The organism is Curtobacterium sp. YC1 (genome assembly GCF_016267665.1).
Lineage (GTDB): Bacteria > Actinomycetota > Actinomycetes > Actinomycetales > Microbacteriaceae > Curtobacterium.
Genome location: NZ_CP066341.1, coordinates 2,915,118 through 2,938,482 on the forward strand (window position 1 = coordinate 2,915,118; position 23,365 = coordinate 2,938,482).

A 23,365-nucleotide genomic window follows, 5' to 3' on the forward strand; every position below is an offset into this window, starting at 1 on the left:
CGGCGGAGACGACGGGAGGCCCGGTGCCAGCCGGCACCGGGCCTCCCGTCAGCGCATCAGCGCATCAGCGCTTCGTCGGTCGGGGCGACGGGGTCGCGCTCGGGGTCGGCGTCGGCGTGGCCTCGGTGGCGCCGGCCGCCGACACCACGAAGGTGCGGAAGTCGTCGTTCGTGACGGGCTCGGTCAGCTCGTAGCGCTGCCCGTTGACGAGCACCAGCGGGGTGCCGGGGAACTCGTCGAGCGACGAACCGGGGATGTCGCCCTCCGTCACGGCGGTCGTCTGCTCGTCGACCCACTTGGCGTAGTCCTGGTCGGCGATGCACTCCCGGATCGCGCTGCGGTCCTGCAGCCCGTCCACGCCGGTCACGACGTCGGTGAGCTCGGCGTCCGTCAGGCCCGGCGTGCCCTCCTCCGGCTGGGCCGCGAAGAGCGCGCGGTTCACCGCGTAGAACTGGTTCGGCGAGTGCTCGGCGACGCAGGCCGCGGCGTTCGCGGCACGGAGCGCGTACTTCGTGCCCTGCGAGCGGTTCGACAGGATCGCGATGGGGTGGATGTCGACGGTGGCGGCGCCGGAGTCGACGAGGTCCTGGATGTACTCGCCGTTCGCCTCCTCGAAGGCGCGGCAGCCCGGGCAGAGGTAGTCGACGTACAGCGAGATCCGGACGGTGCCGGCGCCGTCGGTCGCCCCGGCAGTCGGCGTCGCGGACGCCCCGGCCGTCACCGGCTCCAGGTCCTGCCCGATGGTGATGCCGCCCTGCGACATGGAGGTCGGACCAGGGCCGGCGGGCTTCACGGAGTCGACCAGCACGAGCGTGACGATCGTCGCCGCCGCCAGCAGCACGACCCCCAGTCCGATCTGCAGGCCGAGCCGGACGCCGCGCTGGCGTCGCTTCTGCTGGGTGCGGGCCCGCTGGGCTCGTCGGCGGGCGGCTTCGCGGCGCTCGTTCCGCGCGGCGCGGGCGTCACCCTCGGGGCGGTTGGTCATCGGTGCGTCGTCCTCCTGATCGGTGTCCGCTCGGCGCTCCCCCGCTCCGCGGACGGACCCGCCGATTGTACTGGGCCGCTCTGGGAGGCTGCCGACCAGGTGGGGAAACACTGGCGCACCGGGGTGAACTCGTGTTGTATGAACCCCGACGGTCGACGGCGACCGTCCGGGGCCCGTACGGGCAACCGCTTCACTCGGATCGTCCGGCACGTACCTGCCGGTGAAGGAAGGACCGAACGCTCATGGCGTCCGTCACCTATGACAAGGCAACCCGTCTCTACCCCGGCGGCAACCGCCCCGCGGTCGACTCCCTCGACCTGGACGTCGCCGACGGCGAGTTCCTCGTCCTCGTCGGCCCCTCGGGCTGCGGCAAGTCCACCTCGCTCCGCATGCTGGCCGGCCTCGAAGAGGTCAACTCCGGCCAGATCCGCATCGGCGACCGCGACGTCACGGACGTCCCGCCGAAGGACCGCGACATCGCGATGGTGTTCCAGAACTACGCGCTGTACCCGCACATGACCGTCGCCGAGAACATGGGCTTCGCGCTCAAGATCGCCGGCGTCGGCAAGGAGGAGCGCGCCACCCGCGTGCAGGAGGCCGCCAAGCTCCTCGACCTCGAGCAGTACCTCGGCCGCAAGCCGAAGGCGCTCTCCGGTGGTCAGCGTCAGCGCGTCGCGATGGGCCGCGCGATCGTCCGTCAGCCGCAGGTGTTCCTCATGGACGAGCCGCTGTCGAACCTCGACGCCAAGCTCCGCGTCCAGACCCGCACCCAGATCGCCTCGCTGCAGCGTCGCCTCGGTGTCACCACGGTCTACGTCACGCACGACCAGACCGAGGCCCTCACCATGGGTGACCGCATCGCGGTGCTCAAGGACGGCATCCTGCAGCAGGTCGGCACGCCGCGCGACCTGTACGAGAAGCCGAACAACGTGTTCGTCGCCGGCTTCATCGGCTCGCCGGCCATGAACCTGCTGCCCGCCGACGTCATCGAGGGCGGCATCAAGTTCGGCACGCTCAACCACCCGCTCGACCGCGACACGCTGTCGAACGCCCGCGCCGCGCAGATCACGGTCGGCATCCGCCCCGAGGACGTCGTCGTCGCCCAGACGGGCGAGGGCCTGCCCGTCACGGTCGACGTGGTCGAGGAGCTCGGCGCCGACGGCTACCTCTACGGTCACGCCGACGTCAACGGCTCGCGCGTCGACATCGTCGCCCGCGTCGACGGTCGTTCGCACCCGTCGATCGGTGACACGATCGTCGTCACCCCCAAGCAGGGCCACGTGCACGCCTTCGACACCGAGTCGGGCGAGCGCCTCGACGACAAGGCCGTCGTCAGCGCGTAGCGCGAGCACAGGCAGACAGGAGGCGCGGTGCCAGCTGGCACCGCGCCTCCCGTCTGTGAGACCACCGCACCACAGGAGCCCACCGTGTCCGACTCCCTCTCCATCACCGCCGCGACCGTCGACCCCGGCCTGCTCGACCTGCCGTGGGACCTGCCCCTCGAGGACTGGCCCGACGACGCGATCGTCGCGCTGCCGAAGGGCATCTCCCGCCACCTCGTGCGCTTCGTGCACCTGAGCGGGTACGTCGCCGCCGTGAAGGAGACGGGCGAGGAGGTCGCGCGGGCCGAGTACGACATGCTCCGCACCCTGCAGCGGATGGACGTGCCCTGCGTCGACCCGGTCGCGGTCATCACGAACCGGGTGAGCGCCGACGGCGAGCCCCTGCACCCCGTGCTCGTGACGCGCCACCTGCGCTTCTCGCTGCCCTACCGCGCGCTGTACTCGCAGACGCTGCGGCCCGAGACGGCCACGCGTCTGGTCGACGCGCTCGCGCTGCTGCTCGTCCGTCTGCACGTCATCGGGTTCTACTGGGGCGACGTCTCGCTCTCGAACACGCTGTTCCGCCGCGACGCCGGTGCCTTCGCCGCCTACCTGGTCGACGCCGAGACGGGCAAGCTCTACCCGGGCGGCCTGTCGAACGGCCAGCGCGAGAACGACCTCGAGGTCGCGCGCGTGAACATCGCCGGTGAGCTGCTCGACCTCGAAGCGGGCGGCCGACTCGACGAGAACGCCGACCCGGTGGACGTCTCGAACCGCATCGTCGCCCAGTACCGCACGCTCTGGAAGGAGCTCACGGGCACCGAGCAGTTCGACGTCAAGGAGCGCTGGCGGATCAACGACCGCGTCGAACGGCTCAACGCGCTCGGCTTCGACATCGAGGAGCTGTCGATCCACACGACCGAGGGCGGCTCGCAGGTGCGGATCCAGCCGAAGGTCGTCGACGCCGGGCACCACCAGCGTCGCCTGCTCCGGCTCACCGGGCTCGACGCCGGCGAGAACCAGGCCCGTCGTCTGCTCAACGACCTCGACGCCTACCGCGCGCGGAACGGCCGCGACGAACTCGACGAGGAGATGGTGGCGCACGAGTGGGTGTCGCGCGTCTTCGAGCCCGTCGTCCGCTCGATCCCCCGTGACCTGCGCGGCCGACTCGAACCCGCCGAGGTGTTCCACGAGCTCCTGGAGCACCGCTGGTTCATGTCCCAGCAGGAGGAGCGCTCGGTCTCGCTGCCCGAGGCCACCACCGCGTACATCAACGACGTGCTGCGGCACCGTCGTGACGAGCGCCTGCTCATCAACCCGCCGACCTCGTCGATGACGCTGCCGATCCCGGTCGTCGACGACGACGCGGACGAGTCCGACGACGTCGAGGACTGGCGCGCCGGCGTCTGACCCATCGGCCGGCCGGTCACGACACCCCGCCGGGTGGACGTCGACCGGTCGCAGACCGTCGCCAGGGGCGTCGCGCAGCGACGGCTCGTGACCAGTCGGCGGACACCATCCGACGTGTCCTGACCGTTCGGGGGTCGAGAACGCGACGGCCTGGAGGCGCGGCGCGTGTCCCGGAGACCCGCGCCGGTCCTCCAGACCGTCACGGCCCGACCCGTCCGGCGCCGTGAGCAGGAATGGTCGCCTCCCGAGTGGGGAGGCGACCATTCCTGCTCACGATGTGCGTGCGGCTAGGCGGAGCGACGGCGCCGCGCGACCTCCCACAGGGTGACGCTCGCGGCGATGCCGGCGTTCAACGACTCGGTGGCGCTCGAGATCGGGATCGACACGATGGCGTCGCAGGTCTCGGTCACCAGGCGCGACAGGCCCTTGCCCTCGGAGCCGACGACGATCACGATCGGGCGGTCGGCCAGCTCGAGGCCGTCGAGCTCGACGTCGCCGTCGCCGTCCAGGCCGAGGACGAACAGGCCCATCGACTTGAGCGACTTGAGCGTCTGCGTCAGGTTCGGGGCCATCGCGACGGGCGTGCGGGCCGCGGCACCGGCCGAGGTCTTCCACGCCGACGCCGTCACACCGACCGAGCGGCGCTGCGGCACGATGACGCCGTGTCCACCGAAGGCCGCGGTCGAGCGGATGATCGCACCGAGGTTGCGCGGGTCGGTGATGCCGTCGAGCGCGACGAGCAGCGGCACCTGGTCGCGCGAGAACGCCTGCTCGACGATGTCCTCGGCGACGGCGTACTGGTACGCGGGCACCTTGAGCGCGACGCCCTGGTGCACGCTGTCGTGGCCGGTGATCCGATCGAGCTCGGGACGCATCAGCTCGATGATCGGCACACCGCGGTGGTTCGCGAGCGCCAGGATCTCCTTGACGCGGTCGTCCACCTCGATGCGCGACGCGATGTAGAGCGTCGACGAGGGGGTCTTCGTGCGGAGCGCCTCGAGCACCGAGTTGCGCCCGGTCACGAGCTCACTGTCGTCGGTCTTGCGCTGCGGCGGCCGACCGGTGCGCGACTGCGGCGTCGACGAGGCACCGTGGCGCCCCTTGGCCGCCTCGAAGCGGTCCTTCGCTGCCTTGCGCTTGCCGGCGGGGTGGTACGGACGGTCTTCGGCCTTCGGGGTCGGCTTGCGACCCTCGAGGGCCTGTGCGCCCTGGCCGCCGGAGCCGACCTGCTTGTTGCCCTTCCGACCGGAACGGACGGCGCCGGGCCGGCCCTTCTTGCTTCCCGAGACGTTCTTCATGCGTAGCTCCTGTTCGGCACTGCCGTGTTCAGGCGATGCTCCAGCGTGTTCCGGACGGGGTGTCCTCGATCGTGATGCCCGCTGCGGCGAGGTCGTCGCGCACACGGTCTGCCGCCCCGAAGTCCCGGGCGGCCCTGGCGTCCGCGCGCTCCTGCACGAGGCGTTCGACGAGGGTGGCGAGCGGACCCGCCGAGGCGTCCTGGCCACCGCCCGACCAGTGGGCGGCCCGCGGGTCGATGCCGAGCACCTCCACCATCGCGGCCACCTGATGGTACGCGGTCCCGAGGGATTCCGCATCGTCGGCGTCGAGCGCGGCGTTCCCGGCGCGCACCGTCTCGTGCAGCACGGCGAGGGCCTGGGGCACCGAGAGGTCGTCGTCCATCGCCTCGGCGAACGCGTCGGGCACCCGCGGGGCGTCGGTCAGGTGCACGCCCTGCAGCCGTTCGACGGCGCGGTCCAGGAACCCGGCGATGCGGTCGTACGCAGCCTCGGCCTCGGCCAGCGAACCCTCGTGGTGGTCGATCGCCGAGCGGTAGTGCGCGGCGCCGAGGAAGTACCGCACGACGGCGGGGCGAGCGGCGCCGAGGAAGTCCGCGGCGAAGATCGAGTTGCCGAGGGACTTCGACATCTTCTGCCCCTCGACCGTCACCAGCCCGTTGTGCAGCCAGTACGACGCGAAGGGGTCACCGGCGGCGGTGGACTGCGCGAGCTCGTTCTCGTGGTGCGGGAAGCGCAGGTCGAGTCCGCCGCCGTGGATGTCGAACGCGGGTCCGAGGTAGCGCCGGGACATGGCGGAGCACTCGATGTGCCACCCCGGGCGCCCGGCGCCCCACGGGGAGTCCCAGTTCGCGGTCGGCGGTTCGCCGGGCTTCGCACCCTTCCACAGGGCGAAGTCGCGGGGATCGCGCTTGCCCCGCGGGTCGGCGTCGGTGGCCTCGGCCATGTCCTCGCGGCGCTGGCGGGTCAGTGCGCCGTACTCCGCCCAGCTGCCGGTGTCGAAGTAGACGTCGCCCGAGCCGTCGTCGGCCGCGTACGCGTGTCCGCGGTCGATCAGCCGCTGGATGATCTCGTGCATCTGCGGCACGCTCGCGGTCGCACGGGGCTCGTACGTCGGGGGCAGGATGCCGAGGGCGTTGTACGCGGCGGTGAACTCGAGCTCGACGCGGTAGGCGCGCGCGAACCACTCCTCGTCGGTGCCGGCGGCCAGGTCGAGGACCTTGTCGTCGATGTCGGTGACGTTCCGCACCAGGGTCACCCGGTACCCGCGGTGGGTCAGCCAGCGACGCCAGATGTCGTAGACCAGCGCGGACCGCAGGTGGCCGATGTGCGGCGACGACTGCACCGTCGGACCGCACACGTACATGCTCACGTGTCCGTCGACCAGCGGGACGAGGTCGACGACGGCTGCGGCGCGGGAGTCGTGGAGGCGTACGGTCACGCCCCAAGCCTAGGACGTCAGGCCGGACGGACGACGGCCGTCGCGATCGCGGCGAGCCCCTCGCCCCGGCCGGTGAACCCGAGGCCGTCGGTCGTCGTGCCGGACACGGCCACCGGGGCACCGACGACGGCGGCCAGGGCGTCCTGCATCTCCTGCCGCCGGCCGCCGATGCGCGGGCGGTTGCCGATGACCTGCACGGTGACGGAGACGGGGACGAGCCCGGCGTCGGCGAGCAGCGCGACGGCCCCGCGGACGAAGACGTCCCCGGTGGCCCCGGCGTACCGCGGGTCAGCGGTGCCGAAGCGTCCGCCGATGTCGCCGAGGCCCCCGGCGGAGAGCAGGGCGTCGCACACGGCGTGGGCCACCGCGTCGCCGTCGCTGTGTCCGGAGAGACCGGCCTCGCCCGCGAAGTCGAGCAGTCCGACGCGGCAGGCAGCGGCGTCGTCGAACGCGTGCACGTCGACGCCGAGGCCGAACCGCACGGGCGGACCGGCCGCCGCACCGGACCGCGCCCGGACGATCGACTCCGCGCGACCGAGGTCCCACGGGGTCGTGATCTTGAACGCGTCGGCGTCGCCCGGGACGGAACGGACGGTCCCGCCGGCGGCCTGGAACACCCCGGCGTCGTCCGTCTCGGACCGCGACGACGCGGCGTACGCCCGCCGGAGCGCCGCGAGCGGGAACCCCTGGGGCGTCTGAACGCCGACGAGGGCCGCTCGGTCGACGGTCTCGACGACGACGTCGCCGTCCACGCGCTTGACGGTGTCGGTGACGGGGAGCGCCGGCACGAACCCGGCGCCGTCACCCGCCGCGACAGCCTCGAACACCCGCGCGAACTGCGCGGCGGGCGTCAGGCACCGCGCCGCGTCGTGCACGAGCACCGCGGTGACGGAGTCCGGCAGGACGGCCAGGCCGGCCTCGACCGACGCGTGGCGATCCGCGCCTCCCGGCACGACGGCCGTGTACGCGACCGCAGCCCCGGCGACGGCGGCGACCAGCTGCCGGCACTCGTCGAGGTGCGACGTCGGCGCGACCACCACGACGAGCGCGGGCGTCGGCAGGGCGAAGAGCGGCTCGAGCGCCCGCGCGAGCATGAGCGAACCGGCGACGGGCACGAACGCCTTGGCGGTGCCGGTGCCGAGCCGGGTGCCGGAGCCGGCCGCAACGACGACGACCGCCCGGTCCACCCCGTCGGGGAACCGTGCGGTCGTCGTCCGTGCTGTCGTGCTCAGTGCGATGCTGTCCGGCTCAGGAGGCCAGGACCTCGTCGAGGACGGTCGATGCCTTGTCCTCGTCGGTCTTCTCGGCGAGCGCGAGCTCGGAGATCAGGATCTGGCGGGCCTTGGCCAGCATCCGCTTCTCACCCGCGGAGAGCCCGCGGTCCTGGTCGCGACGCCAGAGGTCGCGGACGACCTCGGACACCTTGATGACGTCACCGGAAGCGAGCTTCTCGAGGTTCGCCTTGTACCGGCGGGACCAGTTGGTGGGCTCCTCGGTGAACGGCGCCCGGAGGACCTCGAACACCTTGTCGAGCCCTTCCTTGCCGATCACGTCGCGGACGCCGACCAGGTCGACGTTGTCCGCCGGGACCTCGATCGTCAGGTCACCCTGGGTGACCCGCAGCTTCAGGTAGACCTTTTCCTCGCCCTTGATGACGCGAGTCTTGACTTCAGAGATGGTTGCCGCCCCGTGATGGGGGTAGACGACGGTCTCGCCGACCTCGAATTGCATGTATCAGGCTCCGTTCCCAGACCTCCAGTTTACCACAAGGGGTGATCCGGTAAGGGGACCCTCAACGCTCCCCCTCCCCGGTGATCGCTAGGATGGACCGGGACCGTCCGGTCCTCATCGTGACTTACGGAGGAATCTCTTGCGACCTCGGGTACTCGTGTCCGTCGCCGTTGCGGCAACCATCGCGCTCGGCGCCACCGGGTGCGAGTTCATGTCGCCGGCCCACACCGTCGACATCAAGCAGATCACCGACGGCGTGAACGTCTCGACCGGCAAGGTCGACGTGCGGAACGCCCTCCTGATCTCGGACGACGGGGACGGCGCACGCTTCGTCGGCACCCTCGTGAACAACGACGACGAGGACGACTACACCGTCTCGATCGAGGTCGGCGGCGACACCCAGACCGTGGACGTCCCGGCGAACACGCACGTCGACCTCGCGATGACCTCGGGTCCCGCCAGCGACGACGAGTCGAGCGTGCAGGAGGGCGACACCACGCAGGGCACCGCCGGCGGCGACGCCGAAGAGGTCCTGTTCGACAACGCCGACGCCGTGCCCGGCTCGCTCGTCAAGGTGTACTTCTCCTACCCCGACGCCGAGGGCGTCTCGGCGAACGTCCCCGTGCTCACCAGCGCGCTCGAGGAGTACCAGACCCTCGCACCGAGCCCGACCCCGACGTCCACCTCGACCTCGCCGTCCGAGAGCGGCTCGCAGTCGACCGGCCAGGCCGTGCCCGGCACCCAGCCCGACGACTCGCAGACGGATTCGTCCGAGGGCGACAACGGCACCAACTGACGCCGACGGGCGCGGCTGACACCGCGCCAGGAGCGTTCGCACAGGAGGCCCGGTGCGAGTCCCACGGACTCGCACCGGGCCTCCTGTGCGTGCGTGCGCCTCAGGCCTCGATGCGGTACCCGAGACCGCGCACCGTCACCAGGATCTCGGGCGTCGACGGGACCCGCTCGATCTTCGAGCGGATGCGCTTGATGTGCACGTCGAGGGTCTTCGTGTCGCCGAAGTAGTCCGACCCCCACACCCGGTCGATGAGCTGCCCGCGGGTGAGCACGCGCCCGGCGTTGCGGAGCAGGAGCTCGAGCAGCTCGAACTCCTTGAGCGGCATCGGGGTCTCCGACCCGTCCACCGACACCGTGTGGCGCTCGACGTCCATCCGGATGCCGCCCACCTGCAGGATGCCGCTGTCGGCCGGGTCGTCCTCGGTGCGGCGCCGGAGCACCGCGCGCATCCGGGCCAGGAGCTCGCGGGTGGAGTACGGCTTCGTCACGTAGTCGTCCGCGCCGAGCTCCAGCCCGACGACGATGTCCACCTCGGAGTCCTTGGCCGTCAGCATGATGATCGGGGCGTTGGACCGGGTGCGGATCTGCCGGCACACCTCGGTGCCGCTCAGGCCCGGCAGCATGAGGTCGAGGAGCACCAGGTCGGGGTTCTCCGCGTCGAACTTGGACAGCGCGGTCACGCCGTCGGCAGCGACGGAGGTGTCGTACCCCTCACGCTGCAGCAGGAACTCCAGGGGCTCGCTCAGGGCCGGCTCGTCGTCGACGATGAGGATCTTGGTCACGATGGCTGCTCTTCCAGTTGCTCTTCGAGTGCTGTGGTCAGTTCGGGATCCGCCTCGGGCAGACGGATCGTGAAGGTCGAGCCCTTGCCGGGCTGCGACCAGACGCGCACGTCACCGCCGTGGTTGCCGACGACGTGCTTCACGATCGCGAGCCCGAGGCCGGTGCCCCCGGTGGCGCGCGACCGCGCGGGATCGACGCGGTAGAACCGCTCGAACACGCGGTCCAGGTCGGACTCGGGGATCCCCACGCCCTGGTCGGTCACCGCGATCTCGACGAAGCCCTTGGTGCTGCGGACGCCGACACCGACACGGGTGTTGTCGGGCGAGTACTTCACCGCGTTGGCGATCAGGTTCGACACCGCGACCTGCAGCAGGCCGGGGTCGCCCATCACGCGCAGCTTCGACTTCTTGGCGCGGACGATCTCGATCGACCGGGCCCGTGCGACGACCTCGTTCGCGTCGATCGCCGCCTGGACGATCTTGTCGATGCCGGTCTCCTCGCTGTTCTCGAGGGCGTCCACCGACTGCAGCCGGGACAGTTCGATGATGTCCTTCGTCAGCGCGCCGAGTCGCTCGGACTCGCTGACGAGCTGCGCGGCGAACTTCTTGACGTGCTCCGGGTCGTCCGCGGCGAGCACGAGCGTCTCGGACAACAGGCCGATCGCGCCGATCGGGGTCTTCAGCTCGTGCGAGATGTTGGCGACGAAGTCGCGGCGGACCTCGTCGATCCGCCGGCTCTCGGTCAGGTCGTCGGCGGTCAGGAGCACGTACCGGTTGCCGAGCTGGGCGGCGCGGAAGCTGAGGTAGCCGACCAGCTCGCCGTGGTGCCCCCTGGGCAGTTCGAGGTCCTCCGAGGCCATCTCGCCGCTCCGGCGCACGCGGTCGATCAGCTCGAGGAGCTCGCGGTGCACGAGTCGGCGCCGCACCACCAGGCCGGCCGTGAGCGCCTGCGGCGACGCGGCGACGACGGTGTTCGACGGGTCGATCACGACCGCCGGGTTGTGCATCGTCGCGATGACCGCTGCGACGCCGTCCGGCAGGGTCCGTTCCGCCACGTCGGCAGCACGAGCCGTGCGCTCGGCGGTGATGATCAGCACCACGACGCCCGCGCCGAAGACCCCGCCGAGGAGCATCGACAGTGGCACGAGCCACGCGTTGTCCATGCCGCCAGTGTAGGGATGGTCACGCGGGGTTCCGGTACCGTTCACCCGCACCGGAAGGCCGGAACGCGAAGCGTTCAGCCGCGCGTCACCGTTCGTTCACCTGGGCTGACGACACTCGACCGGTACGCATCAGAGAGGCACTCCCCCATGCGCGAAGTCTTCCAGCAGGAACTCCAGGACGTCCAGGAGCGATTGACCGAGATCGCCGGGCTCGTCGAGTCCGCCATCACCCGGGCCACCCAGGCCTTCAGCGACTCCGACGTCGCCCTGGCCGACGAGGTCATCGCCGACGACGTGAAGATCGACGAGGCGGCGAACAGCCTCGACGAGATCGCGATCGACATCCTCGCCCGTCAGGCCCCCGTCGCCCGCGACCTGCGCGTCGTGGTCACCGCCCTGCGCGTCAGCTCCTCGCTCGAGCGCATGGGCGACATGGCCGAGCACATCGCGCAGCTCGCCCGCCAGCGCTTCCCCGAGAAGGTCGTGCCGAAGGGCCTCCGCCCCACCTTCAAGGAGATGGGCCGGCACGACGTCGCGATGGCGCAGAAGCTCACGCGCCTGCTCGCCACCGAGGACATCGCCCTGTCGGCCGAGATCCGCGACGAGGACGACGCGGTCGACGAGCTGCACGCCAGCGTCTTCGACTTCGTGCTCGGCGAGACCTGGAAGGGCAACCCGATCGACACCGTCGACGCGACCCTGGCCTCCCGCTACCACGAGCGCTTCGCCGACCACGCGGTGTCGATCGCGAAGAAGGTCGAGTACCTGGCGACCGGCGACTGGACCGGCGCGTCGAGCTCGGCCGTCACCGTCTGACCCGGTTCGGCGTCGTTCCGCACAACCGAAGTCGCCCCGCACCACGGATCGCCGTGGCGCGGGGCGACTTCCGTTGCGCGGCGCGCGCTCGACCGGTCCGGCGCGGGTCCGCACCGCCACGGTCTGCGAGGATCGACGCATGGCCCAGGTCGCGATCATCGTCAACGGCATGCCCGGTTCCGGCAAGAGCACGATCGGTGCCGCCCTCGCCGAGGTGCTCGGTTGCCCGTTCCTGTCGAAGGACCGCATCAAGGAGCCCCTGGCCGACGTCGTCGGCCCGATGATCGCGTCCCGCCCGCTGGGCGGCATCGCGATGGACACGATGTGGGCGATGGCCGGAGCGGTCGAGAACGGCGTGGTCCTCGACGCCGTCTGGCTGCCGTCCCGTGACCGGGACCGCCTGGAGGCCGGGCTCGCCTCCGCCGGGTCGCCGCGCGCCGTCGAGGTGTGGTGCGACACGGACCGCGCCACCGCCGCGGACCGGCTGCGCGACCGGTACGAGCCGGGCACCGTGCCGGTGCGGCACGACGTGCACGGCGACCTGGCCGGCGTGCTGTCGTTCTGGGACGAGCACGGCGACGACGCACGACCGGTCGGGTTGCCCGGCGTCCCGGTGATCCGCGTCGACACGACGGCGCAGTACGACGTCGGGGTCCTGGTGCAGGAGATCGCGTCGCACTTCGTCTGAGCGCTGCGACCGGTACGACGAACGCCCCGCCTGACGACCAGGCGGGGCGTTCGTGTGTCGTGCTACTTCTTGGCGCCCTGGGCGGCCACGGCGGCGGCGCCGGCGGCGGCGGCCTCGGGGTCCAGGTAGTACGCCGGCTTGGTCGGACGGAAGTCGTCGTCGAGCTCGTACACCAGCGGGATGCCCGTCGGGATGTTCAGGCCGGCGATGTCGTCGTCGGAGATGTCGTCGAGGTGCTTCACGAGGGCGCGGAGCGAGTTGCCGTGCGCCGTGACGAGCACGGTCTTGCCCGCGCCGAGGTCCTTGGTGATGTCGGACTCCCAGTACGGCAGCAGCCGGTCGATCACGAGCTTGAGCGACTCGGTGCGGGGCAGCTGGTCGCCGAGGTCGGCGTAGCGGCGGTCACCGGCCTGCGAGTACTCGGCGTCGTCGGCGATGGGGGGCGGCGGGACGTCGAACGAACGGCGCCACTCCATGAACTGCTGCTCGCCGTACTGCTCGAGCGTCTGCGCCTTGTCCTTGCCCTGCAGGTCGCCGTAGTGCCGCTCGTTGAGGCGCCAGTCGCGCTTGACCGGCAGCCAGGCCAGGTCGGCCTGGAGCAGCGCGATGTTCGCGGTCTGGATCGCGCGGGTGAGGAGCGAGGTGTACAGGACGTCGGGGACGATGCCGGACTCGGCGATCAGGTCGCCGGCGCGCTTCGCCTCCTTCTCGCCCAGCTCGCTGAGCCGGACGTCGACCCAACCGGTGAACAGGTTCTTCTGGTTCCAGTCACTGTTGCCGTGACGGAGCAGGACGAGCGTGGAGGTCATGCGCCCGAGTCTACCGAGCGGCACGCGGCCCGTACCCTGGACGCATGCCCATCGGGAACGTGACGCGCGGGACGACCGGGTACAACCGGCTCCGCCGTGTCGACCGGTGGATCGCGACGTTGCCGGTGCTCCGCCGCACCGACGATCCCCTGGTCGCCGACGTCGGGTACGGGGCGTCGCCGACGACGACGCTCGAGCTGCGGGACCGGCTGGCCGCGGTCCGCCCGGACGTCGAGGTGACCGGCATCGAGATCGAACCCTCGCGGGTCGCGCTCGCGAACGCGGGCACCCGCGACGGCGTGACGTTCCGCCTGGGCGGCTTCGAGACCCCGACGCCCGGTGGTCGACGCCCAGCCGTGATCCGGGCGTTCAACGTGCTGCGGCAGTACGACGAATCAGCGGTGGTCGGCTCCTGGCGGATCATGCAGGACCGGCTGCAGCCCGGCGGTGCGCTGGTCGAGGGGACGTGCAACGAGGTCGGGCGGGTGGCCTCGTGGGTGACGCTCGACGAGGTCGCGCCGCAGACGTTCACGGTGTCGCTCCGGCTCGCCGGGCTCGACGTGCCGAGCATCGTGGCGGAACGGCTGCCGAAGGCCCTCATCCACCGGAACGTGCCCGGCGAGCGGGTGCACGCGTTCCTGCGGGACCTCGACCTGGCGTGGGCGGTCGCCGCGCCGCTCGGCACGTACGGCCCGCGGCAGCGGTGGATCGCCACCGTGCGGGGCATGCGCGACCGGGGGTGGCCGGTGCTGCACGGGGCGACGCGCTGGCGGCTCGGCGAGCTGTCCGTGCCGTGGTCGGCGGTGCAGCCCGCCTGACCGGGCACGGCCCGGGCAGCGCGGACTACGAGCGGCGGACGGCGCCGAGGCGGGGCAGGCGCGGGACGTTCGCCGTGGCGCCGGCCTCCGGCGGGACGATGGTCTCCTGCGCGGCCGTGACCACGACGTCGTCGGCCTCGAGCCGCAGCGTCGCCGTGGGGTCGAGCGAGCGCTTCACGACGGCGAGCCCGATCGGACCGAGCTCGTGGTGGATCGCCGAGGCCGACAGCCGACCGACCTGCTTGTCGTCGAGCAGCACGGGTGTGCCCGGCGCCGGCAGCACCCCGTCGGAGCCGTCGAGGTGCAGCAGCACGGCCCGACGCGGCGGGTGGCCGAGGTTGTGGACCTTGGCGACGGTCTCCTGCCCCCGGTAGCAGCCCTTGGACAGGTGCACGGCGGAACGGAGCCAGTCGAGCTCGTGCGGGATCGTCCGCTCGTCGACGTCGGACAGCGTCGGGCGCCAGGCGGCGATCCGCAGGGCTTCGACCGCGAGCAGTCCCGCGACGGGGACGTCCGACGCGGCGATCGCGGCCGCGGTGCCGGGGGTGACCACGGCGATGCGGAGGGTCCAGTCGGAGCCGGGGTGGGCCTCCGGGGCGGCGTAGCCCCACCCACCGGGCGCGACCGTTCCCCAGGGGTCGACCCACTCGGCGACGGGCGGTTCCGGCAGATCCACGGACGCGAACGGGGCGTCCGCGCCGAACCAGCCGAGGGTGACGACGTCAGCGGAGCGGTCGGCGACCTCGACCCGGAGCATGAACCGCATCGAGTCGAGCCAGGCGGCGAGCGGGGCGGCGTCAGCGCGCTCGGTGAGCAGCCAGGCGACCGAGCCGTCGTCGACGACGCGAGCGGCGTGCTCGACGCGGCCGGCCTGGTCGAGCACGAGCGTCTCGGTGCTGACGCCCGTCGGCAACCCGGTGAGCTGCTGCGACGTGATCGAGTTGAGCCACGACAGGCGGTCGGGTCCGGAGACCGTGACGACCCCCAGTCCGAGCTCGACGACGGCACGGCCGCGGGTCAGCAGGCGCTGCTCCCCGATCGGGTTGCCGAAGTGCGCGGCGACCCCGTCGGCCTCGACGAACCCGTCGCGTGCCGCGAACGCCGCCATCACTCGACCTTCGCGAGCTGCCCCGAGGCGTGCGAGGTGAGTTCCCGACCGAGCGCGGCGATGTCCCACGCCCAGAACAGCTTGCCCTCGACCAGCCCGTACAGCCGGGTGGCGGCGGAGTAGTCCTTGGCGTTCGGCGAGCGCATCACGGCGTCGGTCGACAGGTCGATCCGGCCCTTCGCGACACGGCCGACGTAGAGCTCGTTGACGCCCGTCGGGTGGATGATCGCGGCTTCGACGTCGAAGCCGTCGGTCGTGTTCCGGAGCGCCTCGACGCTCTCCACCGTGCTGAACGGGGTGGGCCCCTCGCCCAGGAGCATCGCGGGACCGCGGTCGCCCGGCTCGGTGGGCCGGTCGATCCGCCAGTAGCCCATCTCGGCGGCGAGCGGGGTGCGGTCTTCGTCGAGGAGCCAGGTGGTGGACGAGTAGTTCAGGTAGGGCAGGCCGTCGTGGCTGAAGCTGACGCGCTGGCCGAACTCGTACTTGCGGACCTCGTCGTCGTCACCGACCGGGTACTCGACGACGCCGGTGCCCTCCCAGACGCCCACGAGCCACGACAGCGGGACCAGTTCGGGTGCGAGGCCCTCGGGCAGGTCGATCAACGCTGGCCCTTGAACAGCTTCACGACGACGACCACCGAGATGAACGCGATCGCGAGCGACGCCAGGCCGAGGAGGCCCACGTAGAAGAGCTCGAGCGCAAGCAGCGAATCCATGCTGCGGAGTCTACGCGGCTCCGCTCAACGCGCCAGGAGCACCACGGCGGTGACCAGGACGACGACGAAGGCCCCGGACGACGCGATGCTGATCCGCTCGACCAGGCCGTCCTTCGTCGCGGTGATGAGCTGCAGCACGAAGCTCACCATCACGCAGGCGACGAAGACGAGCAGCAGCCAGGCGAACGCGTCGCGCTGCGCCAGCGCCAGCACGAGCACCGCTCCCACGACCGCGAGCACCCAGACCGGCAGGACGGACGTCAGCTGGAGGCGACGCTGGTCGGTGGGGTGCGCGGGCTCGGTCACGCGTCCCATCATGGCAGGCGGGCGCGGCGGGACGGAGCAGGCCGCGTGCTCGGTGCCGAGCGCGTGGCGGCGGCGGCGGTCGTGGCACGGCGCCGTGCGGTGCTGCGCATCGGGCGCCGCACGCGCGGTCCGTCCGGCCGGGTGGGCCGTTCCCGCACATCACTAGGATGTCTCCACGACGTCATCCACCTCCGGAGGTCCTGTGGCACAGCTCCTGGTACTCACCTCGACCGCGCCCGGAGACGTCCTGCCGAGCCTGGGCCTCCTGAGCCACCGGATCCGCCACGTGCCCGCCGAGGCCGCGCAGCTGGTGAACGCCCCGCAGAGCGACCTGTTGTTCGTCGACGCCCGCACCGACCTGGTGAGCGCGAAGGCCCTGTGCAAGATCCTCGCCTCGTCGGGGTCGACCACCCCGATCGTGCTCGTCGTCACCGAGGGCGGGTTGACCGCGGTCACCAGCGACTGGAACGTCGACGACGTCGTGCTCGAGAGCGCCGGTCCCGCCGAGATCGACGCCCGCATCCGCCTGTCGGCCGGCCGTGGGGCGAAGGGCCAGACGAGTTCGAAGATCCAGGCGTCCGGCGTCGTCATCGACGAGGCCAGCTACTCGGCCAAGGTGCGCGGCCGGCCGCTCGACCTGACGTTCAAGGAGTTCGAGCTCCTGCGCTTCTTCGCGACGCACCCGTCCCGCGTCTTCACCCGCGAGCAGCTGCTCAGCGAGGTCTGGGGCTACGACTACTTCGGCGGCACGCGCACGGTCGACGTGCACGTCCGGCGACTCCGCGCGAAGCTCGGCGACCTCGAGTCGCTCATCGGCACGGTCCGCAACGTCGGGTACCGCTTCAACGTCCACGACGACGAGGCCGAGCGCCTGGCGGGCCAGTAGTGGCCGACCTCACGCGGTTCGTCGTGCCCGGCGAGGCACCGCCGTTCTCCGACCAGACGCTGGTCGACGTGCGCGCGGGGCGCGCGACCGTGCTCGAGCACGGCGACGGCGTCGCGGTCGTCCGCGACGGCGAGCTGGAACTCGTGGTGGCCCGGGAGGCCCGTGGGCGTGGCACCGGCACCGCGCTCGTGACGCAGGCGCTCGCCCTGGGCGGCGGGGCCGCTCCCCGGCTCGCCTGGGCGCACGGCGACCACCCGGCAGCCCGGGCGCTGGCCGACCGGTTCGGCTGGCACGCCGTCCGGACCCTGCTGCAGCTGCGCGCACCGATCGCCGAGGCCGCTCCCGACGTCCGACTGCCCGACGGGTACGACCTGTCGGCGTTCCGACCGGGCACCGACGACGAGACCGAGTGGCTCGCCCTGAACGCCGCCGCCTTCGCACACCACCCCGAGCAGGGGCGGATGACCCTGGACGACCTGCACGCCCGCGAAGCCGACGCCTGGTTCTCCGGCGAGGACCTGCTGCTGCTCCGCGACGCCGCAGGGACGCTGGCCGGCTCGTGCTGGCTCAAGGTCGAGGACGGCGTCGGCGAGTTCTACGCCGTCGCCATGCGTCCGGACCTGCAGGGACAGGGGCTCGGCGGGGTGCTCATGCGTGCCGGGACCGCTCGACTGACCGGACGTGGGCTCACCGCCGCCGCGCTGTACGTCGAGGGGGACAACGAGCCGGCGCTCGCGCTCTACCGGCGGTCGGGCTTCACGCAGTACGCGATCGACGTGCAGTACGCGGCCGCCCCGGTTCCTCCGACCCGGTCGACGGGGACGACCGAGTAGACCTCCGGGCTCGTCGTCCCCCGCACGCCTCGAACCCACCGTCGCCCGGGTCCGGGACCTTGTACCCTGCACGCATGATCCAGGGGGACCAGGGCAGGACGCCCACCGCACGACGACGTCCGGCGACGGGATCGGGGGTCGAGCGGTGAACCTCAACCCCTCGCCGGTGTTCCTCGCGCTGTTCGCGATGGCCGTCATCCCGGCCGTCGTCTCGGCGTTGGTGCGCAGCAGCGACCGGAAGCGGCCGCCGTCGACCGTGGTCGGCGACGAGGCGTCCGGCGTGCTCTTCACCGTCCGTGCGCGCCCGTGGAACCACCTGGTGTTCCGGATCCTCGGGATCGTCTTCGTCGTGGTCGGCGTGCTCTTCGTCCTCGCCACCCTGACGGTGCTCGACGACCCCGACGCGATCGGCATGCTGCTGACCGGTGTCGGCATCGGCCTGGGCGGGATCCTGTTCCTGTACCTCGGCGTCGGGCAGGAGCGCCGCCGGGTCGAGGGGTACGACACCCGTCTGCTCGTGACGCCGATGTTCCGCGCCGCCCACACCGTCGAACCCGGTGACATCGCCCGGATCCGCCCCACCACGAACCGCTTCGGCGGCCTCGACGTCAAGGTGACCGGCCGCCGCGGGGTCGTCACCGTCCTGGCGATCGACGCCGCCTACCCCGAGCTGTGCGCCTGGCTCGAGCAGCGCGCGCCGGGGCCGTGGAACGAGTTCGTGCAGGCCTTCGCGCGCTGAACCGGGACGGCCGCCCGCCGCGGTCCACACACCGACGGTTCACCACGGGTTTCCACAGCGGCCACCGGGGCCCCTCCGACCGCACGAGCCGGGTGGCAGGATGTGGGGATGGACACCGAACCGCAGCTCGACGGCGAATCCGTCGCCCCCGACCTCGACGACTTCGACGAGGTCGTCGAGATCGAGCACGAGTCGCTGCCGACGGACCGCTACTTCGACCGCGAGCTCAGCTGGCTGCGGTTCAACCAGCGCGTGCTCGAACTGGGCGAGGACCGCACGCAGCCCCTGCTGGAGCGGGCGAACTTCCTGGCGATCTTCGCGTCCAACCTCGACGAGTTCTTCATGGTCCGCGTCGCCGGCCTGAAGCGCCGCATCGACACCGGCATCGCCGTGCCGACCAACGTCGGTCGCGCCCCCAGCGACGTGCTGCGCGACATCGCGAAGAAGGCCCACGAGCTGCAGGACCGGCACGCGCAGGCGTTCATCGAGTCCCTGAAGCCCGACCTCGACGCCGCGGGCATCCACGTCGAGCACTGGTCCGACCTCGACGAGGCCGACCGCCTGCGGATGCGCGAGTACTTCAACGAGCAGATCTTCCCGGTGCTCATGCCGCTCGCCGTCGACCCGGCGCACCCGTTCCCGTACATCTCCGGACTCTCGCTCAACCTGGCGGTCCGGGTCCGCAACCCGAAGTCGCAGCGCCAGGAGTTCGCGCGCCTCAAGGTGCCGCAGAACTTCTCGCGCTTCATCACGTTGCCGGACGACAACTCTGGCCGGATGCGCTTCATCCCCCTCGAGGACCTCATCGCGAACCACCTCGACGACCTGTTCCCCGGCATGGAGGTCCTCGAGCACCACGTGTTCCGCGTGACCCGCAACGAGGACGTCGAGATCGAGGAGGACGAGGCCGAGAACCTCATCCAGGCCCTCGAGCGCGAACTCCTGCGTCGCCGGTTCGGCCCGCCGATCCGCCTGGAGATCACCGAGGACATGGACCCGGTGACCCTCGACCTGCTCGTCCGCGAGCTCGACATCACCGAGGAAGAGGTCTTCCGGCTGCCGTCGCCGCTCGACCTCGGCGGCCTGTTCGAGATCGCGAAGATCAACCGGCCCGACCTGCACTACCCGAAGCACGTGCCGACGACGCCGGTGCAGTTCCAGCCGGGCGAGCCGAACACGAAGCCCGACCTGTTCCGCGCGATCAAGGCCCGCGACGTCCTGGTGCACCACCCGTACGAGTCCTTCGCGACGAGCGTGCAGGCGTTCCTCGAGCAGGCGGCGGCCGACCCGAACGTGCTCGCGATCAAGCAGACGCTGTACCGCACGTCGGGCGACAGCCCCATCGTCGAAGCGCTCATCGACGCCGCCGCGGCGGGCAAGCAGGTCCTGGCCCTGGTGGAGATCAAGGCCCGCTTCGACGAGCAGAACAACATCACGTGGGCGCGCAAGCTCGAGAAGGCCGGCGTGCACGTCGTCTACGGCCTGGTCGGGTTGAAGACGCACTCCAAGCTGGTGCTCGTCATCCGGCAGGAGGGCGGGACGCTCAAGCACTACAGCCACATCGGCACGGGCAACTACAACCCGAAGACCTCGCGCATCTACGAGGACATGGGCCTGTTCACGTCGGACGACACCGTGGGCAAGGACCTCACGCGCCTGTTCAACGAGCTGTCCGGGTACGCCATCGAGAAGAAGTTCAAGCGACTGCTCGTCGCACCGCTCCACCTGCGCAAGGGCCTGCTCAAGCGCATCCAGACCGAGGCGGCGAACGCCCGCGCGGGCAAGCCGTCCGGCATCCGGATCAAGGTCAACTCGATGGTCGACGAGCAGATCATCGACGCGCTCTACCTGGCCAGCCAGGCGGGGGTGCCGATCGACGTCTGGGTCCGCGGCATCTGCTCGCTCAAGCCCGGCATGGAAGGCGTCAGCGACACCATCCGCGTGCGCAGCATCGTCGGCCGGTACCTGGAGCACTCGCGGGCGTTCGCGTTCCACAACGACGGTGACCCGGCGGTGTTCATCGGCAGCGCCGACATGATGCACCGGAACCTCGACCGTCGGGTCGAGGCACTGGTCCGCCTCACCGCCCCCGACCACATCGCGGAGGTGCAGGAGATGTTCGACCTCGCGATGGCCGACACCGCGAGTTCGTGGCACCTGGAGTCCGACGGCGAGTGGACACGGCACTCCACCGACGATGCGGGCCGCCCGCTCGAGGACGTGCAGAATGTGACCATGCGGAAGATCTCGGCCCGGAAGCGCTCCACTCGGTGAGCGGCGGTCCCACGGGCCCCGTCGTCGCCGCGGGCGCGGTCGTCTGGCGTGAGCAAGACGGCACGCCCCTGGTGCTGCTCATCCACCGCGACCACCACAAGGACGTCTCCCTGCCGAAGGGCAAGGTGGACCCGGGTGAGGCCGTGCCGACGACCGCCGTCCGCGAGATCGACGAGGAGACCGGGTACCGCGTGCACCTCGGCGCTCCGCTCGGCACCGCCGAGTACGTCCTGCCGAACGGCCGCGACAAGGTCGTGCACTACTGGGCGGCCAAGGTCTCGGCCAAGGAGTACGCCCGCGCCGGCGCCTTCACCCCGAACCACGAGGTCGCGGCGCTCGAGTGGGTCACCATCGACGACGCCCGCAACCGCCTGACGTACGAGCGCGACGTCGCGATCCTCGAGCGGTTCGCCGAGCGCGCCGCAGCCGGGCAGCACCGCACGTTCGCACTGATCACCCTGCGGCACGCGAAGACGGTGCCCGGTTCCGACTGGGACGGCCCCGACGCCACCCGGCCGCTGCTGCCCGTCGGCCGGTCGCAGGCGCGGGCCGCTGCGGCACCCATCGCGGCCTTCGGGCCGAAGAAGATCGTCAGCAGCACGGCGGCGCGCTGCCTGGCGACCGTCGAACCGCTCTCCGCGCGCACCAAGCTCGGCGTCTCGAGCACCCCCGACATCAGCCAGGACGCCCACGACCGCGGTGCCGCCGACGTCAAGGGTGCCGTGCGCCGCCGCATCGACAAGGGCAAGACGGCGGTGCTCTGCTCGCACGGGCCGGTCCTGCCCGACATCATCGCGCGCATCGCCACCGCGACGGCCGACGACTCCGCCCGGTTCGACCTGCGCCGTGCCGCGATGCTGTCCGTCGGCGACTTCTCCGTCATGCACATCGCCGGCGGCACGCTCGTCGCGGTGGAGACCCACCGCAACACGATCTCGGCGTAAGCCGCGGCGGCCGACGCGGGCCAGCGGTACGACGACCCGACCACACGCCGGGACCGCACCGATCCCGAGAACGCGCCCGAGCCTCCCGGCCGCCCCGCCGCACCGGAGACGCGTCCGGAGTCTCCCGGCCGCCCCGCCGCGCCCATGCGTGCGCATCTTCCGAACGCACGCACATCGCCCCCGATCCTGCTCCCCGCGCGGGCACCGCGTCCGGCGCCCCGACGGCGACAACCCCTCGTTCACCTCCCGTTCACCAACGCGGGTGATCCCGGTCACCTCACGTCCCTACAGTCGCTCCCGGGTCAGCACCGGCCCACGGGACCAGCAGCGGTCCCACCTGCAATGACATTCCCGAAGGGACCCCTGTGAACATCAAGCGAATCGGTTCGGTCGCAGCAATCGCGATCGCCGGCGCCGTCGTGCTCTCCTCCTGCGCGGCGAACGAGGGCGCGGGCAACACCGCTTCCTCCGGCTCGAACGCCAGCTCCGACCTCACCGGCACCCTCACCGCCTCCGGCTCGTCGGCGCAGGGCACCGCGCAGGCGACCTGGGCCGCTGGCTTCCAGGACATGGCCTCCGGCGTGACGGTCAACTACTCCCCGGACGGCTCCGGCGCGGGCCGCGAGAACTTCATGTCGGGCGCATCGGACTTCGCCGGCTCGGACGCCGCGCTGAAGGACGAGGAGCTCTCGGGCACGTTCGAGGCCTGCGCCGCGGACACCAAGGGCATCGACATCCCGGTCTACATCTCCCCGATCGCCATCGCCTACAAGGTCGACGGCGTCAGCGACCTGACCCTCGACGCGAAGACCATCGCGGGCATCTTCTCGGGCAAGATCACCAAGTGGGACGACTCGCAGATCGCCGACCTGAACAAGGACGCGAAGCTGCCGAGCGAGAACATCACGGTCGTGCACCGCTCGGATGACTCCGGCACCACGCAGAACTTCTCGGAGTACGTCTCCGCGAACGCCGGTGACGTCTGGACCGAAGAGCCCAGCCAGACCTTCCCGTACTCGGTCGGCGACGCAGCCAAGGGCACCTCGGGTGTCGCCTCCGCCATGGGCGGCGCCTCGAACGCCATCACCTACATCGATGACTCCGGCGCCGGTGACCTGGACAAGGCCAAGCTGATGGTCGGCGACAAGGCCACCGAGCTCTCGGCCGAGGGCGCCGCGCAGGTCGTCGCCGACTCCGACATCGCGTCGGGCCGCGAGGAGAACGACCTCGCCATCGACATCGACCGCAAGGACACCGCCGAGGGCGCCTGGCCGCTGGTCCTCGTCTCCTACGCCATCGCGTGCCAGGAGTACAAGGACGCCGACAAGGGCGAGCTCGTGAAGGGCTACCTCGACTACGTCGTCAGCAGCGAGGCGCAGGACGCCGCCGCCAAGGAGGCCAAGTCGGCCCCGCTGTCGGACGACCTCGCCGAGAAGGCCAAGGCCGCGGTCGAGTCCATCAAGTAACACCCCTCGAGCGCCCGGACGCCGGTCCCACCCATCGAC

Annotated in this window: 23 protein-coding genes; 12 read left to right on the forward strand and 11 right to left on the reverse strand. The window is 71.3% G+C overall.

The genetic code is table 11. The features are described from left to right. Positions 1-64: 64 nt before the first annotated feature. Positions 65-985, reverse strand: coding sequence for a DsbA family protein (locus I8920_RS13750; RefSeq protein ID WP_198656857.1), 921 nt, complete (start codon positions 983-985; stop codon positions 65-67). A gap of 242 nt (positions 986-1,227) precedes the next feature. Here I8920_RS13750 and I8920_RS13755 point away from each other — a divergent pair, with 242 nt between their 5' ends. Both I8920_RS13755 and I8920_RS13760 read left to right on the forward strand, forming a co-directional pair. Continuing rightward, positions 1,228-2,328: an ABC transporter ATP-binding protein gene (locus tag I8920_RS13755; RefSeq protein WP_198656858.1), complete on the forward strand. Its 1,101-nt coding sequence runs from the start codon at positions 1,228-1,230 to the stop codon at positions 2,326-2,328. Positions 2,329-2,412: 84 nt separating this feature from the next. Further along, complete coding sequence (locus tag I8920_RS13760) at positions 2,413-3,717, forward strand: DUF4032 domain-containing protein (protein WP_198656859.1); 1,305 nt, start codon at positions 2,413-2,415, stop codon at positions 3,715-3,717. A 287-nt stretch (positions 3,718-4,004) separates the two neighbouring features. Here the strand turns inward: I8920_RS13760 and rlmB are convergent, their stop codons facing one another. From rlmB to I8920_RS13780, 4 genes are all read right to left on the reverse strand, one after another. After that, complete coding sequence (rlmB, locus tag I8920_RS13765; RefSeq protein WP_198656860.1) at positions 4,005-5,015, reverse strand: 23S rRNA (guanosine(2251)-2'-O)-methyltransferase RlmB; 1,011 nt, start codon at positions 5,013-5,015, stop codon at positions 4,005-4,007. A gap of 28 nt (positions 5,016-5,043) precedes the next feature. Continuing rightward, complete coding sequence (gene cysS, locus I8920_RS13770; protein ID WP_198656861.1) at positions 5,044-6,453, reverse strand: cysteine--tRNA ligase; 1,410 nt, start codon at positions 6,451-6,453, stop codon at positions 5,044-5,046. A gap of 17 nt (positions 6,454-6,470) precedes the next feature. Continuing rightward, entirely contained in the window at positions 6,471-7,640 is a 1,170-nt protein-coding gene (ispD, locus tag I8920_RS13775) for a 2-C-methyl-D-erythritol 4-phosphate cytidylyltransferase (protein WP_198656862.1), read from the reverse strand. A gap of 61 nt (positions 7,641-7,701) precedes the next feature. Further along, positions 7,702-8,184, reverse strand: coding sequence for a CarD family transcriptional regulator (locus I8920_RS13780; RefSeq protein ID WP_017888066.1), 483 nt, complete (start codon positions 8,182-8,184; stop codon positions 7,702-7,704). Positions 8,185-8,341: 157 nt separating this feature from the next. Between I8920_RS13780 and I8920_RS13785 the strand changes: the two genes are divergently transcribed. Next, complete coding sequence (locus I8920_RS13785) at positions 8,342-8,980, forward strand: hypothetical protein (protein WP_198656863.1); 639 nt, start codon at positions 8,342-8,344, stop codon at positions 8,978-8,980. 100 nt (positions 8,981-9,080) lie between these two features. On the opposite strand, the gene I8920_RS13790 is transcribed toward I8920_RS13785, so the two are convergent. Then, on the reverse strand, positions 9,081-9,761 hold the full coding sequence (locus I8920_RS13790) for a response regulator transcription factor (protein WP_198656864.1): 681 nt from the start codon (positions 9,759-9,761) through the stop codon (positions 9,081-9,083). Continuing rightward, the gene (locus I8920_RS13795) at positions 9,758-10,924 is read right to left on the reverse strand and encodes a sensor histidine kinase (RefSeq protein WP_198656865.1); all 1,167 of its coding nucleotides are present in this window, start codon (positions 10,922-10,924) and stop codon (positions 9,758-9,760) included. Before I8920_RS13795 ends, I8920_RS13790 begins: the two co-directional genes overlap by 4 nt. A 147-nt stretch (positions 10,925-11,071) precedes the next feature. Between I8920_RS13795 and phoU the strand changes: the two genes are divergently transcribed. Together phoU and I8920_RS13805 are read left to right on the forward strand one after the other, a co-directional pair. Further along, a complete protein-coding gene (phoU, locus tag I8920_RS13800) occupies positions 11,072-11,740 on the forward strand; it encodes a phosphate signaling complex protein PhoU (RefSeq protein ID WP_198656866.1) in 669 nt (222 codons plus the stop codon). A 139-nt stretch (positions 11,741-11,879) separates the two neighbouring features. Continuing rightward, on the forward strand, positions 11,880-12,428 hold the full coding sequence (locus I8920_RS13805; protein WP_198656867.1) for an AAA family ATPase: 549 nt from the start codon (positions 11,880-11,882) through the stop codon (positions 12,426-12,428). Positions 12,429-12,490: 62 nt separating this feature from the next. On the opposite strand, the gene I8920_RS13810 is transcribed toward I8920_RS13805, so the two are convergent. Next, positions 12,491-13,237 (reverse strand): phosphoglyceromutase, encoded by a 747-nt coding sequence (locus I8920_RS13810; RefSeq protein ID WP_198656868.1) that lies wholly within the window; start codon positions 13,235-13,237, stop codon positions 12,491-12,493. 44 nt (positions 13,238-13,281) lie between these two features. Between I8920_RS13810 and I8920_RS13815 the strand changes: the two genes are divergently transcribed. Beyond that, positions 13,282-14,055, forward strand: coding sequence for a class I SAM-dependent methyltransferase (locus I8920_RS13815; RefSeq protein WP_198656869.1), 774 nt, complete (start codon positions 13,282-13,284; stop codon positions 14,053-14,055). 25 nt (positions 14,056-14,080) lie between these two features. Here the strand turns inward: I8920_RS13815 and ygfZ are convergent, their stop codons facing one another. The 3 genes from ygfZ to I8920_RS13830 form a co-directional block, all read right to left on the reverse strand. Further along, positions 14,081-15,163 (reverse strand): CAF17-like 4Fe-4S cluster assembly/insertion protein YgfZ, encoded by a 1,083-nt coding sequence (ygfZ, locus tag I8920_RS13820; protein WP_198656870.1) that lies wholly within the window; start codon positions 15,161-15,163, stop codon positions 14,081-14,083. Continuing rightward, the gene (locus I8920_RS13825) at positions 15,163-15,765 is read right to left on the reverse strand and encodes an FABP family protein (RefSeq protein ID WP_198656871.1); all 603 of its coding nucleotides are present in this window, start codon (positions 15,763-15,765) and stop codon (positions 15,163-15,165) included. Before I8920_RS13825 ends, ygfZ begins: the two co-directional genes overlap by 1 nt. Positions 15,766-15,902: 137 nt before the next feature. Further along, complete coding sequence (locus I8920_RS13830; protein ID WP_198656872.1) at positions 15,903-16,184, reverse strand: hypothetical protein; 282 nt, start codon at positions 16,182-16,184, stop codon at positions 15,903-15,905. A 202-nt stretch (positions 16,185-16,386) separates the two neighbouring features. On the opposite strand from I8920_RS13830, the gene I8920_RS13835 reads away from it, so the two are divergent. From I8920_RS13835 to I8920_RS13860, 6 genes are all read left to right on the forward strand, one after another. Next, entirely contained in the window at positions 16,387-17,070 is a 684-nt protein-coding gene (locus I8920_RS13835; RefSeq protein ID WP_198656873.1) for a response regulator transcription factor, read from the forward strand. Next, positions 17,070-17,903 (forward strand): mycothiol synthase, encoded by an 834-nt coding sequence (mshD, locus tag I8920_RS13840; RefSeq protein WP_198656874.1) that lies wholly within the window; start codon positions 17,070-17,072, stop codon positions 17,901-17,903. Before I8920_RS13835 ends, mshD begins: the two co-directional genes overlap by 1 nt. Positions 17,904-18,048: 145 nt before the next feature. Continuing rightward, positions 18,049-18,642 carry a hypothetical protein gene (locus I8920_RS13845; RefSeq protein WP_198656875.1) on the forward strand — a complete coding sequence of 198 codons (594 nt, stop codon included), beginning with the start codon at positions 18,049-18,051 and terminating at the stop codon, positions 18,640-18,642. A 108-nt stretch (positions 18,643-18,750) separates the two neighbouring features. Beyond that, positions 18,751-20,916, forward strand: a complete 2,166-nt coding sequence (locus tag I8920_RS13850; RefSeq protein WP_198656876.1) for an RNA degradosome polyphosphate kinase — start codon at positions 18,751-18,753, stop codon at positions 20,914-20,916. Next, a complete protein-coding gene (locus tag I8920_RS13855) occupies positions 20,913-21,860 on the forward strand; it encodes an NUDIX hydrolase (protein ID WP_198656877.1) in 948 nt (315 codons plus the stop codon). The genes I8920_RS13850 and I8920_RS13855 overlap by 4 nt, the downstream gene beginning before the upstream one ends. Before the next feature lie 365 nt (positions 21,861-22,225). Next, on the forward strand, positions 22,226-23,326 hold the full coding sequence (locus I8920_RS13860; RefSeq protein WP_198656878.1) for a phosphate ABC transporter substrate-binding protein PstS: 1,101 nt from the start codon (positions 22,226-22,228) through the stop codon (positions 23,324-23,326). Positions 23,327-23,365 lie beyond the last annotated feature (39 nt).